Annotated in this window: 11 protein-coding genes; 8 read left to right on the top strand and 3 right to left on the bottom strand. The window is 56.3% G+C overall.

The features are described from left to right. Nucleotides 1-7 precede the first annotated feature (7 nt). Nucleotides 8-1,717 carry a thiosulfohydrolase SoxB gene (gene soxB, locus W822_RS28595; RefSeq protein ID WP_024003981.1) on the top strand — a complete coding sequence of 570 codons (1,710 nt, stop codon included), beginning with the start codon at nt 8-10 and terminating at the stop codon, nt 1,715-1,717. On the opposite strand, the gene W822_RS28590 is transcribed toward soxB, so the two are convergent. Together W822_RS28590 and W822_RS28585 are read right to left on the bottom strand one after the other, a co-directional pair. Beyond that, nucleotides 1,702-2,034: a DsrE family protein gene (locus W822_RS28590; protein WP_367379353.1), complete on the bottom strand. Its 333-nt coding sequence runs from the start codon at nt 2,032-2,034 to the stop codon at nt 1,702-1,704. The genes soxB and W822_RS28590 overlap by 16 nt on opposite strands. A 485-nt stretch (nt 2,035-2,519) precedes the next feature. Further along, nucleotides 2,520-4,916, bottom strand: coding sequence for a membrane-bound PQQ-dependent dehydrogenase, glucose/quinate/shikimate family (locus tag W822_RS28585; protein WP_024003978.1), 2,397 nt, complete (start codon nt 4,914-4,916; stop codon nt 2,520-2,522). Between the two features lie 420 nt (nt 4,917-5,336). Between W822_RS28585 and W822_RS28580 the strand changes: the two genes are divergently transcribed. Together W822_RS28580 and W822_RS28575 are read left to right on the top strand one after the other, a co-directional pair. After that, the gene (locus tag W822_RS28580) at nt 5,337-6,311 is read left to right on the top strand and encodes a Bug family tripartite tricarboxylate transporter substrate binding protein (RefSeq protein WP_024003977.1); all 975 of its coding nucleotides are present in this window, start codon (nt 5,337-5,339) and stop codon (nt 6,309-6,311) included. 98 nt (nt 6,312-6,409) lie between these two features. Next, entirely contained in the window at nt 6,410-7,303 is an 894-nt protein-coding gene (locus W822_RS28575) for an SMP-30/gluconolactonase/LRE family protein (RefSeq protein ID WP_024003976.1), read from the top strand. Nucleotides 7,304-7,381: 78 nt separating this feature from the next. On the opposite strand, the gene W822_RS28570 is transcribed toward W822_RS28575, so the two are convergent. Beyond that, complete coding sequence (locus tag W822_RS28570) at nt 7,382-8,317, bottom strand: LysR family transcriptional regulator (protein WP_024003975.1); 936 nt, start codon at nt 8,315-8,317, stop codon at nt 7,382-7,384. Nucleotides 8,318-8,430: 113 nt separating this feature from the next. Between W822_RS28570 and W822_RS28565 the strand changes: the two genes are divergently transcribed. The 5 genes from W822_RS28565 (at nt 8,431) to W822_RS28545 (ending at nt 14,548) form a co-directional block, all read left to right on the top strand. Next, on the top strand, nt 8,431-9,492 hold the full coding sequence (locus W822_RS28565; protein WP_024003974.1) for an LLM class flavin-dependent oxidoreductase: 1,062 nt from the start codon (nt 8,431-8,433) through the stop codon (nt 9,490-9,492). Nucleotides 9,493-9,513: 21 nt separating this feature from the next. Continuing rightward, the gene (locus tag W822_RS28560) at nt 9,514-10,308 is read left to right on the top strand and encodes a flavin reductase family protein (RefSeq protein ID WP_024003973.1); all 795 of its coding nucleotides are present in this window, start codon (nt 9,514-9,516) and stop codon (nt 10,306-10,308) included. Between the two features lie 103 nt (nt 10,309-10,411). Further along, a complete protein-coding gene (locus W822_RS28555; RefSeq protein WP_024003972.1) occupies nt 10,412-11,182 on the top strand; it encodes an enoyl-CoA hydratase/isomerase family protein in 771 nt (256 codons plus the stop codon). A gap of 3 nt (nt 11,183-11,185) precedes the next feature. Then, nucleotides 11,186-13,327 (top strand): acetate--CoA ligase family protein, encoded by a 2,142-nt coding sequence (locus W822_RS28550; protein WP_024003971.1) that lies wholly within the window; start codon nt 11,186-11,188, stop codon nt 13,325-13,327. 18 nt (nt 13,328-13,345) lie between these two features. Continuing rightward, nucleotides 13,346-14,548, top strand: coding sequence for an acyl-CoA dehydrogenase family protein (locus W822_RS28545; RefSeq protein ID WP_024003970.1), 1,203 nt, complete (start codon nt 13,346-13,348; stop codon nt 14,546-14,548).

Below are 14,548 nucleotides of genomic sequence, written 5' to 3'. Positions count from 1 at the left end.
AAATATGCTGAACAGAAGAGAGTTTCTCCAGATTTTGGCGATCGCTTCTGCGGGGGGCTATGGCTTTTCCAAAGACTTACTGGCCGCTGAAAATACCATGCAGAAATTTTATGATTTACCGAAATTCGGCAATGTAAGTTTCTTGCATTTCACCGATTCTCATGCTCAATTGCAGCCCATTTATTATCGCGAGCCATCGGTAAATATCGGTCTGGGCGCGTCTCTGAACAAAGCGCCACATCTGGTTGGAGATGCATTCCTCAAAGAATATAAAATGAAATCCAACTCCATGCAGGCTTACGCCTTTACCGCGCTGGACTATGCAGAGAGCGCGCAGCGCTTTGGGAAGGTAGGCGGGTTTTCGCATCTGGCTACATTGATCAAGCGACTTAAGGCCGATCGTCCACATGCCTTGGTGCTCGACGGGGGAGACACCTGGCAGGGATCCGCAACGTCTTTATGGACCAAGGGGCAGGATATGATCGACGCGTCCCTGTTGCTGGGCGTGGACATGATGACGGCCCACTGGGAGTTTACTTATGGGATGGATCGAGTTCAGGAAGCGGTGGACGGCCTCAAGGGAAAAATCAATTTCCTGGCACAGAATGTGGAAACCTCGGATTTTGGCGATCCTGTATTTGAGCCGTACACTATTCGGGAAATCAATGGTGTGCAGGTTGCTGTTATCGGTCAGGCTTTCCCGTACACGCCCATTGCCAATCCTCGCTATATGGTCAGCGACTGGACTTTCGGCATCCAGGATCAGAAGCTGCAGGAAACTGTTGACGAGGTTCGTGGTAAAGGCGTGGCGGTGGTTATTGTCCTGTCTCATAATGGTATGGATGTGGATCTCAAACTGGCAAGCAAGGTCACTGGGATTGATGCCATATTGGGAGGTCATACGCACGACGGCGTTCCGGAACCCGTCATTGTTTCCAATGCAAAAGGCAAAACACTGGTGACCAATGCCGGGAGTAATGGCAAGTATCTGGGTGTTCTGGATCTGAATGTGGATAAGGGGGGGGTAAAGGATTTTCGGTATAAATTGCTGCCGGTATTTTCCAATTTCCTGGATCCGGATCCTCAGATGGAAAAATTGATTCACTCCGTCCGTGAACCCTATTTGGATAAGCTGAATGAAAAACTCGCGGTCACAAACGAACTGCTTTATCGAAGAGGTAACTTTAACGGGTCTTTTGATCAACTCATTGTTGATGCGTTGTTGCAGGAAAAGGGTGCGCAGATTGCTTTTTCACCCGGCTTTCGCTGGGGAACTACATTGTTGCCGGGCCAGGCAATTACGATGGAAGATGTGATGAATCAAACCGCAATAACGTATCCAGGTACGACACTTAATGAAATGAGCGGCGATACGATCAAAACGGTTCTGGAGGATGTCGCTGACAATCTGTTTAATACCGATCCTTATTATCAGCAAGGCGGTGATATGGTTCGTGTTGGCGGTTTGAGCTATACGATTGATCCAAACCAGTCCATGGGTAATCGCATTAGTAATATGACTTTAAACGACAAGCCTCTGGAAGCCGGCAAACTCTATAAGGTCGCCGGCTGGGCATCCGTACAGGAGTCCAGTGAGCAGGGCGAACCTATCTGGGAGCTGGTCAGCCGCTATTTAAAGGACAAAAAAGTGATCGGAGATATTCAGTTGAATACTCCGCAAATCAAAGGGATTGAAAACAATCAGGGCTTGATGTAAGCGTAGCCCTGGTTTTGCAATTGCGTGAGACGCACAACGCCGGATGGGGTAAAGTCTGCTTCCAGCATGAATTTATCTTTGTCCAGTTTTCTGCGTTTCATGGTGATTTCGCATACTTCAAATGTGACGTTTCTCGCTGACAGCGCGGCAATGAGCGGGGCTGTGGTGGCCGCATCTTTGTAATCTGTCATCATCATGTCTACGCCTTCCGAGTGCATGACAACTTTCATATCCGTGTCGGGGTTGTAGTCGAGTTGATTGCGAATATTGCGCAAGGCCTTGAGCGCCTGGTGCTCGGCATCGTCTATATGGTACACAACCTTGTCTTTGGCAAGTGCAACTCCAGAAGCTAAAGCACAAGACATTCCGATAATTAAGAGTGGTATTTTTCCAAGCATATTCGTCATCCAATATAAAAAAATCTGGTATTAATTCAACTGCGGCAATATTAGAATGCGATTTTTCCGCGACCAGCGAAATGGGGAAAACCCCTAGCCTTTGGATGACGTTCTTGTTTGAATCACAAATGAAATAATTGGATCGAGTGAATTCGTCTGGAAGTCAAGGAGGACGCCATTCTGGGGGGTGTGCTGAATGTTCAGAAAAAAAATGTGAATTGTATTGTGATCATTGGTGAATGACGTTTATATACGTCGGCTTAATGTTCTATTAATCTGGGGCGTGCATCATATGCGTCAGGTGCGCGCCGAAAAAACTGTATTCGTTTCCGGTCGGGAGGAAAAAAAACTGACAAAGAGCGGCCATCGCGGCCGCTCCCTGATCAAACATTAATTATTTATTATTACTTCTTCGGTAACGCATACCCAATCACATAATCACCTTTCTCAGGCGTCATGCGGGCACCGCCTGCAACGACAACCACGAACTGGCGACCGGATTCCGGCGACAGATAAGTCATCGGCGTTGCCTGTGCACCGACGGGCAGACGTGATTTCCAGACTTCCTTGCCGTTACGGTTGTCAAAGCCACGCAGATAATAATCCTGCGTACCGGCATAGAAGGTCAGGCCACCCGCCGTCACCAGCGGGCCAGACAGCGTCGGCATACCCAACGGTACAGGCAGGCTGGTACGCACGCCCATCAGGCGGCTGTCTTCAACCGTACCCAACGGCACTTGCCAGGCGATGGTCTTGGTGTTCAGATCCACGCCGGTCAGGTTACCCCACGAAGGCTGGTTGCAAGGCAGGCCCAGGAAAGAATTGAAAGAACCGCGCACAGCCTGGTAAGGCGTGCCGTCCTGCACATGCGAGTTGGACCAGTTGGCCTTGGTAATATCGTTGGCGTTCAGCTCCTTGGTTTTAGCATCGGCCGTTTCCTGCGGTTCCAGGAACACGATCTGCGGCATGTTGATGTCGTTCACAATCAACATATTGGTGCGCGGATCATAAGCCTGACCGCCCCAGTTAAAGCCACCGTAATAACCTGGCCATACGAGCGTTGGCTTGTCGGTAATCTTGGTGTACGGGCCTTCGTAGTTCAACTGCTTGAACTTGATACGGCAAAACAACTGATCGAACATGGTGGCGCCCCACATGTCCTTTTCGCTCATGGCCATCGCGCCAAGTTGCGGCATGCCGGCAGACCACGGTTGGGTCGGTGAGGCGGGCGCATCGCCTTGCATGGTTTGCTGCGGCGCAGGGCGCTCTTCTACTTCAGCCAGCGGCTTGCCGTTGGTGCGATCCAGCAGGAACAGCTGGTGCGTTTTGGTCGCCAGTACCAGGGCAGGTGTGTTGCCGCCCTGGCCGTCGGGCACCTCGACCAGCGTCGGGGGTGAGGCGTTGTCATAATCCCATGTGTCCAGGTGGGTGGACTGGAATTGCCAGACGCGACGGCCGGTTTCCACATTCAGTGCAACCACGGAAGACGCGTTCTTGTTCATGTCTTCGCTGCGGTGCTCGGCCCAGAAGTCGGGCGTGGCATTACCCAAAGGCAGGAAGATCAGGCCCAGTTTTTCGTCATAGGCGCCATGTGTCCAGAAGTTGGGCGTACCCTGCGTATAGGTCTGTCCTTCGGGCGGCAGTTTGGTAATCTCGGGGTTACCCAGATCCCATGCCCAGTCCAGTGAACCGTCTTTTGCATTGAAAGCACGTACGACACCCGATGGCTCATGGGTTTGCTTGCCGTCCCAGACCCAGCCGCCGATAATGACGCGATCACCTGCAACCAGCGGTTGTGACGTTGGCATATAGTAAAAATCTGGGTACTCACCCATGCCATTGCTCAAATCGGTATAGCCTTTGCCGCTATCGCCGAAGCCGGGGCACAGTTCACCGGTTTTGGCATCCAGCGCCCACAGGCGAGCCTGCTTGTCGGTGGTAATGATGCGGGCATCACACATGCCATTGCCCGATTTGTCCTCTTCAGCCACTTCATAATAGCCCACACCGCGGCAGCGGTTCCAGCTAGGGCTGAGCTTGGGCTTGGGATCGAACGTCCAGCGCTCTTCACCTGTCTCCGCATTCAGGGCAATAACTTTGTTTTGTGGTGTGCACAAATAAAGCGAGTCGCCCACCTGGATCGGCGTGGCCTGATCTTCGTCGGCCTTGCCGGTTTGCGCGCCCGTATGATAGGTCCAGGCCACTTCCAGCTGGTTGACGTTGTCCGGTTTGATCTGGTCAAACGGTCCAAAACGATCGCTGTGGCCGGTGCGGCCGTACTGGGTCCAGCGATTGTCCTTGCTGTTGGCATCGCTCACCAGCGGGATGTTATTGACAATTTTTGTACCGTTGTTCGCTGCGTTTTCGATAGTCCCTTGCGGAGAAAAGATCATCACGCCGCCCGCAATCAGCACCAGTAACTGCACGACGGCCGCCGGAATGGCGAGCGCGCGCGTGGTCGGGCGCAGGCTGCGCAGGGCCAGCGCGGCAATCAGTCCAAGCACAAGGACTGGCGCCAGCCGGGGAACCAGTCCCCAGAAATCGCTGCCGACTTCGGCAAATGCCCAGATGACGGTCCCGATGACCACAAGAAAATACAGCAGCGCGCCCGAGGCCTTTGCTGCCAGTAACAGCAGGCCGGCGATCAGTGTCGCGGCGCCTGCTATCAGGTAATACCAGGAGCCGTCCAGCGACACCAGGCGAATACCGCCGATCAATAGCGCCAGGCCCATCAGTGCCAGCACCACTCCAAATACACGTGGCCACCATGGCTTGCGTGTCGTGTGTTTATACGTTGACATGGTTTTTCTCCCCCCATTAATTTCAAACGTCATTTGATTATATATCTTATATAAGAGTATTCAGTTGAAATATCCAGTATTTGGCGGGTTCGCAACAGCTGCGCACCGGCTTGTTCCTATTTATTGGCGCGGCATCCGGCTATTTCGTCGCATTTTCGCTTTTCGCCCTCGTTTCGGTTGGCAGAGGCTTTACGGAGCATTCAGGTAAAACAGTACTGCAATCTGCTGGGGTAATAATTAGCACGAATCAAATATATGATTGTCTCCTCTATATAGCCCTGCAGGCAAAGTCAGGAACGCATTGCGGTGTCCGGGCACGGTGATCTGTATTGAAGATAGCTCAAACGTCATCATGCGCACCAATGCCGGCGTGATGACGTTTGTCATTGCAGGGCACAGAATAGTTCTGGAGGAACATAGATGAGCAACATCAAGCGACGCCTTTTTATTGCTGCTGCATTCAGCAGCGTCCTTGCCACGTCGATGCCGGCCTGCGCCCAGGCAGACGACAAACCTATTACCATCGTCGTCCCCTACGCCGGGGGAGGTACGAATGACAACTTCGCGCGCCTGCTGGCCGAGGGCATGGCCAAGGAGCTGGGCCGCCACGTGATCGTCGAGAACAAAGGCGGGGCCAATGGCATTATCGGCGCCTCGTATGTGGCGCGTGCCCGGCCCGACGGCACAACACTGCTTCTGGGTGGAACGGGACCGATCTCGCTCAATATTATGCTGCGGCCCAATTTGCAATATCAGTTCGACAGTTTCGAGTCGGTTGCCATGCTGTTTGACGGTCCGTTAACTCTCACGGTTCCCAGTTCAATGGGGGTCAATTCCCTGGGAGAACTGGTCGCCTATGCAAAAAAATCCGATAAGCCCCTGCTTTATGGCACCATGGGGCCTGGCAGTGTGACGGATCTGTTCGGTCGTGTAGTGTCCACTGCGTTCGGCGTGCCGCTGACGGCCGTCGCCTATAAGAACAATACGGCCTCCCTGATCGATCTGATGGCTGGCCGCGGTGATCTGTCCTACGCTACGCCCATCGCCCTGATCGAGCATCAGAAAGCGGGCGATCTGAAAATACTGGCGCTCACGACCGATAAACGGGACCCCTCATTTCCTGATATCCCCACGGTGACTGAACTGGGGTACCCACAGCTTAAATCATCCTATTGGACTTCCCTGCATGCTCCTAAAGGTACACCGCCCGAGGTCATTGCAAAAATCTCCGCCGCTGCCGTCCACACGGTCAAAACCGAGAAGTTCCGCAAGCTGCTTAGGGATAATGGTCAGACGGAAAAGGCCGGTGGCCCGCAGGTACTGGATGCTCAATTGCAGGCCGATCGCCAGTACTGGGGTAAAGTCATCCGGGACAATAATATCGTCATCAACTAACGATGCGGCAGCCCGGCAAGCGAACCGCAGGGGGCAATGCCAAAGCAACGCCATGCCCCTGCGCGGTTCGCGACAGCCATTCGACAGCCATCTGACCTATGCAAATTGAAATCGAACCAGTCGGCACCATCCGGGCCGCACTGGGTGAATGCCCAATCTGGGATACGGAACACCGGCAACTGTGGTTTATAGACGCCCGGGCTGGTCTGATCCAGCGACTTGATCCGGCAACGGGACAGATTGCAGCAAGCGTGACGGTGCCCGCACCGGCTGGATCATTCTGCCTGAATGCAGACGGTCGCCTGCTGGTCGCGCTCAAGGAAGACATTGTCCTGGTGGATCCGGCGACAGGCGCACAGCACTTGATCGCGCGAATTGATGACAGTCACTCCCATTTGCGCCTGAACGATGGCGAGCCCATGCCGGATGGCAGTTTTATTGTCGGTACCATGCATGTTTACCGGGACAACAATGAACCGCCGCTGGGCGGGTTGTATCGCATCCGGCCGGATGGCGGCCTCATGAAGCTGGACACGGGCATCGGCATTACCAACGGACCCTGCGTTAATCCGCTGGACGGGCGCCTGTATGTGAGCGACAGCAGCACCCGCAGCATCAGCTCCTATACCATGGTAGCCGACGGTACGCTTGCCGATCGTCGCCTCTTTATCAATACAGACGCATATGACTCCGGCCCTGACGGGTGCTGTTTTGATTCTCAGGGAGGCCTGTGGACTGCTCTGGTACGTGTCGGCGCCATTGCACGCTTCGGTCCGGACGGCGCGCTGACCCACAAAATTGCCGTGCCCCTGACGCATCCGGCGTCGCTTTGCTTTGGGGGCGAGCATCTGGATGAACTCTATGTGACGTCCATCAGCGACAGCGGTCGCCTGCGCGCCGATGGCCCGCTGGACGGCGCAATCTTGCGCATTCGTGGCTGTGGAGCGCAGGGCATGCCGCCCGCGCGCAGCCGTATCGGCCTGCCGGTCTGATCACCTGCCCGGACCTGCGCGCTTGATCGTCAGCCAGCCGGATTGTCGGCCATACTGACCGCCAGCCAGGTTGATTGTTCAAGCGCCCAATTGCCGATACGCCAGAAAGCGCCGGTCGCTACCCGACACCTCTGCGGCCACAAAGTCCAGAAACACGCGGATTTTGGCGGGAATCATAGGCGTATCCAGAATCGTCGCGTAAATGCCATCTTCAAAAGACGAATTGGTCACCCGGAAATCCGGCAAGAGCCGCACCAGGCGGCCCTGGGCGATATCGTTGGCGACCGTATAATCATCCAGCAGGGCAATGCCTTCGCCCAGCCGCGCCAGCTCCAGTTGCACAATGCCGCTATTGGTCACATGGCGAGGATTAAGCGGGACCTCTTCAACGCCTTTTTCCGACATAAAGCGGCACACATAGCGTTCCCCCGGTTTCAGATAGCACAGGCAGGCGTGATTCGTCAGTTGCGGCGGACTGGTCAGCTCCGGCATGGTGGCGATATAGTCAGGCGAGGCGACAAGATAGCGTTCGCTTTTGAAAAGAATGCGGCGTTTGAGCCCCGCCTCCACGGGGGGCGCAATGCGAAAATCCACATCGATCTGCTGCAGGCGCAGATCGGCCTGGGCTTCGGCCAGCAGCAATTCAACATGAATATCGGGATAAAGCGCCCTGAAACGCGCAATAAGCGGGGTCAGCACGCCTACGCCGAACATGACCCGGGAGTGCACGCGCAACAGTCCCTGGGGAGAAGAGCTGATCGCCGTAATATTGTCATGGGCGTGGTGGATGCTCCACAAAATGCCATCGAGCTGGTGTGCGTATTCCTGGCCTGCTTCGGTCAGCATGACCTGCCGGGTCGAACGCAGCAGCAGCCGTACAGTAAGTTCCTGCTCCAGGTCGGTAATCATGCGCGAGACGGACGTCGGCGATACACCGAACTGCCTTGCGGTTTCCGTAAAACTGCCGGTACGGGATACCGACAGGAAAAGCTCCATTGCTCTAAGACGATCCATGATTACCTCAATATACGCAGGACAGACTGCCGAATTTTGGCTATTCCATCATCGGCTGATTATAATTTAAGATTGATGCAAGTCAAATCAATACATACTGGAGAGGAGTTCTCATGGAATTCGGTGTATTTATTCTTGCACAACAGCGCGGCTACCATCAGTCGTCAAAGCAAGTCATCAACAATTCGGTCGAACAAACAATCGCTGCAGAACAGGCCGGATTCAACAACGCCTGGTATGCAGAGCATCACTTCAACAATTATTCCCTGTCGCCTTCACCCCTGATGATGGTGGCGCACTGTGCCGGCATGACCAAGCGCATTCGCCTTGGCACTGCGGTGTGTATTCTGCCTTTGTATCACCCGGCGCGCTTCCTGGCTGAAGTCGGATTTGTGGACACCGTCTCCGACGGTCGTCTGGATCTGGGTATCGGTTCGGGTTACCAGGCTTTTGAGTTTGAACGGTTCGGTGTCAAGCTGGAAGATGCTTCAAAAATCTATAACGAATTTCTCGACATGATTCCCATGGGTCTGACACAAAAGACCTTTGAATATGAGGGTGAGTTTCTGAAACTGCCCCCCAGCTCGATTGCGGTTCGCTGTCAGCAAAATCCGATGCCGCCGCTGTGGATTACCTCGGGCAACCCTGTCGCCCTCGGCCGTGGTGTGAGCGAAAATCATAATCTGTTCGTGACCGCGTTGCTCAAGGGCAATGACGGCATCAAAGAACTGCGTGAACGACTCGAAAAAGTCGCCGATGACAACGGCAAGGATCTGGATCGCGATGTCAAATTCGGCTTCCTTCGTTGCGGTTATGCCTCCGACAATAAGTCAGAAATCGACGCCTATCTGGATTGTGCCCGCTTCCAGCGCCGGATTTCCGAAAGCCTGAAATTCCGCCGCGCCCAGTCCGAAGACGGTTATATGATCCAGGAAGTGCCTTCGCCAACCGACATGAGTTTCGACGAACTGCGCAAGAACCTGCCGGTCGGCTCGGTCAACCAGGTCATCGACAAATTGCTGGAAGAAATCAGCATTCTCAAGCCCAAGCATATTGCCCTGCAAACCCAGCTGGGTGACTTTGACCAGAAAACCATGCTCAAACAAATCGAACTCTGGGGTGAGAAAATCATTCCGGCCGTCAATAAGGAACTGGGTCTGAAGGCAGCTGCCTGAGGCATACCCAAGGAGACAATCGTGCGCATTCATCTGACAAACACCGGTGCGGTCACTGTTCTTGATTCTGCAGAATTTCGCAAACTCGATATTCTGGTCGATCCGCTTCCGCCCGAAAAGCTGGAGCGGGCGATACAGAAAATCGGTCGGCGGGAAGACGAGGACCATATCCGGCTGTCGCCGGCTGTATTGCGCTACCTTTGCGGTCGCGCGGGCGATGTCGAGTGGGAAAGCGGCTTTGCCGGCATGATCGCCTATGCCGCCAAGGCGGGCTGGGTCGATGACCAGGGTGACGTACGTGTTCACATTGAACGCAATGAAATCGATGAGGTCGTCACTGAAGTCGAATTCAAGGCCGCCATGCGCGCACTGCCGGCGGGCATCAGCGCCGTGACGACCGGCAGTGGTGACGGCGTTGCCGGACTGATTGTCTCCAGCCTGACCTCCATCTCTGCCGAGCCACCGCTGGTTGGCTTCTTTATTGATGAACGCTCATCCATTGTGCCGTCGCTGCTGGCAAACAATCGTTTCGTTGCCAATGTGCTGGGTGAAGAACATAAAGATGTATTGTCCACTTTTCTGTGCGAAAAACAGGGGCCGGCGCGCTTTTCCAAAGGCAACTGGCGCAATGGCCTGCATGACCAGCCCGTGTTGAGCGACGCGCTGGCTACCGTGGAATGTGATATCGTCAATACACAGGCGCTGGGCACGCATCGCATGATCGTTGGCAAAATCCGCCGCTCGGTCAGCCGTCAGGCCAGTCCCATGATCAATTTCAACGCCGGTATGCACCGCCTGGAGCCGCTGCCCGGCTAGACTTGCAGGCAGCCTGTGGCCAGGCTGTGGAGGATCTGCCGCGGGGCAACCTGCGGTGCTCGAACAAAGACAACCCCAAACAGAATTCAACAAAGCAAATATCATGACTGAAAAATGTGTTCATATTGAAGTATCGGACTACGTCGCGCTGGTGACGATGGATCGCAAGCCCGTCAATGCCCTGAGTCGCGACATGCGTCGCCAGTTGGTAGCGGCGTTCGATGAAATCTCGGCACGCGACGACGTGCGCTGCGCCGTTCTCACGGCCAGCGGTTCGATCTTCTGCGCCGGCGCCGATCTGAAAGACCGGCCCAATCAGGATATCCCCGGTGATTTTCTTGAACACAATCGTATTACGCGCGAAACCGGCAACGCCATTCGCGAATGCGCCAAGCCTGTCATCGCCGCCGTCAACGGGGCGGCGCTCGGTGCGGGACTCGGCCTGGCCGCCGCCTGCGATATTTTGTATGCCTCAGAGAATGCCACTTTCGGCATGCCCGAAATCAACGTCGGCCTGGCGGGCGGCGCGTCAATGCTGCGCACGCTTTTTGGCCGCTCGACGCTGCGCCGCATGTTCTATACCGGGGAGCGCCTGACCGCCCATGATCTGCTGCGCCGTAATGTCATTGAAGACGTGCTCAAGCCGGAAGAACTGCTGCCCGTGACCATGGAACTGGCCCGCGTGATCGCTGCCAAGGCGCCGCTGGCAACGATTTACGCCAAGCGCGCGGCCAATATGGTAGATGTCATGCCGCAGCGCGATGCCTATCGCTTTGAGCAGGAATTCACCATGCTGCTGGCCAAGACCGAAGATGCACGTGAAGCGCGCATGGCGTTTCTGGAAAAACGCGAACCCAAATTCAAAGGCTGCTGAGCGATGGATACGTTTGCTGTGCCTCAGCCCGGCGCGGGGCTGGATGCTTTCTTCATGGCCAAGGGTATTGCCATCGTCGGCGCGTCTGACGATATCACCAAGATCGGTGGGCGTCCCATCCATTTTTTGCTCAAATATGGCTACAAGGGCCAGATCTATCCGGTCAATCCGCGCGGCGGCGTGATCCAGGGCGTGCAGGCCTATACCTCGCTCTGTGAACTGCCGGCCGCCCCCGACATGGCCATTATCGCGGTACCCGCAACGGCTGCCGTCAAGGCCATGCAGGATTGCGCCTCCGTCGGCGTGCGCGGCGTGGTGGTGCTCTCTTCAGGATTTGCAGAAGCCGGGCCGGAAGGCGCGGCGCTGCAGGCCGAACTGGTAGCGATCGCGCGCAAGCATGGCATGCGTCTGCTGGGTCCCAACTGCCTGGGCACGATCAGTGTGGCGCAAGGCGTCATCGGCTCCTTTTCCATTATTCTTGAACAAAGCATGCCGCCTGCCGGTCAGGTCGGTATTGTTTCGCAGTCCGGCAATATCGGCAGCTTTGCCGTGCAAAACGTGGCGCGGCGCGGCCTGGGCGTCAGTCATTTCATCGCCACCGGCAATGAAGCGGATATCGATGTGGCCGACGGCATTGCCGCGCTGGCCAACGATACGCAAACACGCCTGATTCTGTGCTGCATGGAAACCTGCCGCGATGCCGACAGGCTGACCCGGGCGCTCGATCTGGCCCGCAAAAACAATAAACCGGTGATCGTGCTTAAAATCGGCTCGACCGATCAGGGCCAGGCCGCAGCGGCCACGCATACCGGCGCACTGGCCGGTTCGGATTCGGTCATCGATGCCGTCTTCCGTCGCTACGGCGCCTTGCGCGTCAATGCCATCGAAGAACTGCTGGAGCTTGGGCACGCCGCGTCGCTTCTGCTGCCCGGCGGCCTGCCCAAAGGCAACCGGATCACGCTGCTGGCCGCCTCGGGCGGTTTCGGCATCATGATGGCCGATGCGACCGTGAAGGCCGGCCTGGCGCTCAGCGAACTGGATGCCGGCACAAAAGACAAGATTTTGAAGGTGTTGCCGCTGGCGGGCACGAACAATCCGGTAGATGCGACCGCACAAGTGTCGGCCCGTCCAGACGTCCTGCAGGGTACGCTGGCTGCGCTCATGGAAGACACGCAAACCGACGTAACGCAGATTTTCCTGTCGCTTTCGCTTTACAACACGCGCCTGCGCGGGGTGTATATGGAAGCGTTGAAAGAGATTCGCCACCGCTATCCAGACCGCCTGCTTGTGGTTACCAGCCAGGGTCCAGCCGATGCCGTACGCGAGATCAATGACCTGGGCATTCCTGTTTTCCCTGGTATTGATGCGACTGCAAGCGGGCTGGCGGGGCTGGTGCGCATGGGACAACTGGCGGCATTGCCAGAGACCACGGGTTACCGTGGCGCCAGGGAGCCACTCGATCGCGCGGCCTTCAGCAATGAATATACTGCCAAACAAGCGCTTGCCGCGATGGGGATACCCGTGCCGGCCGAAGCGATTGTCACCTCAGCCGACGCCGCTGCCACACAAGCCGTGCGCACGGGCTTTCCCGTGGTGCTCAAGATCGTATCCCAGGATATTGCCCACAAAACTGAAATCGGGGGCGTACTGCTGAACCTGGCCGATGAGGCCGCCGTGCGCAGCGCTTATGAACAGATCATGCAGGCTGCCGCGAAGCACGCGCCTGACGCCCGGCTGGATGGCGTGCTGGTCAGTCCGATGATCAAGGGCGGAAACGAGCTGATCATGGGCATCTCCAGAGACCCGGTTTTCGGCCCGGTCGTGATGGTCGGCAGCGGTGGCATCTACGCTGAAATTCTCCAGGACGTGGCCGTGCAGACCGCGCCGGTATCGGAAGATGAAGCGCAGGCTATGATCCGCTCGCTGAAACTGTTCCCGCTGCTAAACGGCGCGCGGGGCAGGAAGAAAGCCGATGTCCGGGCTGCTGCGCATGCGCTGGCCCGGCTCTCGGAGTTTGCCTGCCGCCATGCCGACGATGTGGCGGAAATTGATATGAATCCGGTGCTTGTTCTTCCCGAAGGCGAGGGTGTCGTGGTGCTCGACGCACTGCTGATCCCCCGGCATGCCGGTCACACTTCTGAATGACATTCTTTAAGGTCAACCATGGATTTTCACTCCAATCCGATCATTCCTGATCCTGCCACGGCGCCGGATGCGTATCGTACGCATGCCCGTGAATGGCTCAAGAATAATCTTCCGTCTTATATGCGCTCGGATAGCCTGGACTATCGGACACCTACGCTGGCCGAATCCAGCGACTGGGAAGCGGCCATGTACCGCGCTGGTCTGGCGGGGATGACCTGGCCCAAAACCTACGGTGGCCATGGCCTGAGCCTGCGCGAACACCTGGCAGTAAACAAGGAAATCGGTGCGCTGCCCATGCCCGAGAGCGTCAGCTCGATCGGCAAGGAGCTGGCGGGCCCCATCATCATGACCGTGGGTACCGAGGCGCAGAAACAATCGTTTCTGCCCGCCATCCTGGAGATGCGCGAGTACTGGTGCCAGGGCTTTTCCGAACCCGATGCGGGCTCCGATCTGGTTCGCCTGCGTACCCGTGCGGTGCAGGAAGGCGACAACTGGCGCATCAACGGACAGAAAATCTGGACCAGCGGCGCCGCCAAGGCACACTATTGCCTGTTGCTGACCCGCACCGGCACGGTCGCCGACAAACATCGCGGCCTCTTGATGTTTGCCGTGCCCATGAACACCCCCGGCATCCGCGTGGTGCCGATTCGTTCCATTGATAACAAAGAATCCTTCGCCGAAGTATTCTTCGACGATGTGGTCGTGCCCGACAGTGCCCGCCTGGGCGCGCCCGACGAAGGCTGGAGCGCGGCGATCCGTGTGCTGTCGATCGAACGCGCCACCAACCGCATGTACCGGGCCTGGCGTTTCGAATGCGAACTGCGCCAGTTGATTCAGGCCTGCCAGTCGGATGCGCAACTGTCCCGTCGACTGCAGGAATCCTACTACCAGCGCCGCATCGGCCAGCTCGTCTGCGAAATTGATGCGCTCAAAGGTCTGGTAGAACGCTCGGTCGAACAGCTGATGAACGGCGAGGCCATTGGGGCGCGTGGTTCGCTCACCAAACTGTTCTGGTCTGAATGCCATCAGGCATTCATGGCGCTTGCACAGGAAATCGTCTCTCAGGTAGGTCCGACTTCCAGCCCGCTGGCTCAGCGCGCCCGCAAGCACTTCACCACGGCGTATCTGTTCTCGCATGCCGAAACCATTTACGCGGGCACCACCGAAGTGCAACTGGACATCATTGCACAACGTATTATGCAATTGCCAAAGGATATCTGA

Source organism: Advenella kashmirensis W13003 (assembly GCF_000506985.1).
In the GTDB taxonomy this organism is placed as follows: domain Bacteria; phylum Pseudomonadota; class Gammaproteobacteria; order Burkholderiales; family Burkholderiaceae_B; genus Advenella; species Advenella kashmirensis_A.
Note: the sequence above shows the minus strand (reverse complement) of the source record. Positions and strands in the feature narration are given on the sequence as shown.

What these genes read in the sequence shown, in the direction of transcription:
- W822_RS28585 (WP_024003978.1), bottom strand. Translation starts at nt 4,916, where the DNA reads ATGTCAACGTATAAACACACGACACGCAAGCCATGGTGGCCACGTGTA.
- W822_RS28580 (WP_024003977.1), top strand. Translation starts at nt 5,337, where the DNA reads ATGAGCAACATCAAGCGACGCCTTTTTATTGCTGCTGCATTCAGCAGC.
- W822_RS28575 (WP_024003976.1), top strand. Translation starts at nt 6,410, where the DNA reads ATGCAAATTGAAATCGAACCAGTCGGCACCATCCGGGCCGCACTGGGT.
- W822_RS28570 (WP_024003975.1), bottom strand. Translation starts at nt 8,317, where the DNA reads ATGGATCGTCTTAGAGCAATGGAGCTTTTCCTGTCGGTATCCCGTACC.
- W822_RS28565 (WP_024003974.1), top strand. Translation starts at nt 8,431, where the DNA reads ATGGAATTCGGTGTATTTATTCTTGCACAACAGCGCGGCTACCATCAG.
- W822_RS28555 (WP_024003972.1), top strand. Translation starts at nt 10,412, where the DNA reads ATGACTGAAAAATGTGTTCATATTGAAGTATCGGACTACGTCGCGCTG.
- W822_RS28550 (WP_024003971.1), top strand. Translation starts at nt 11,186, where the DNA reads ATGGATACGTTTGCTGTGCCTCAGCCCGGCGCGGGGCTGGATGCTTTC.
- W822_RS28545 (WP_024003970.1), top strand. Translation starts at nt 13,346, where the DNA reads ATGGATTTTCACTCCAATCCGATCATTCCTGATCCTGCCACGGCGCCG.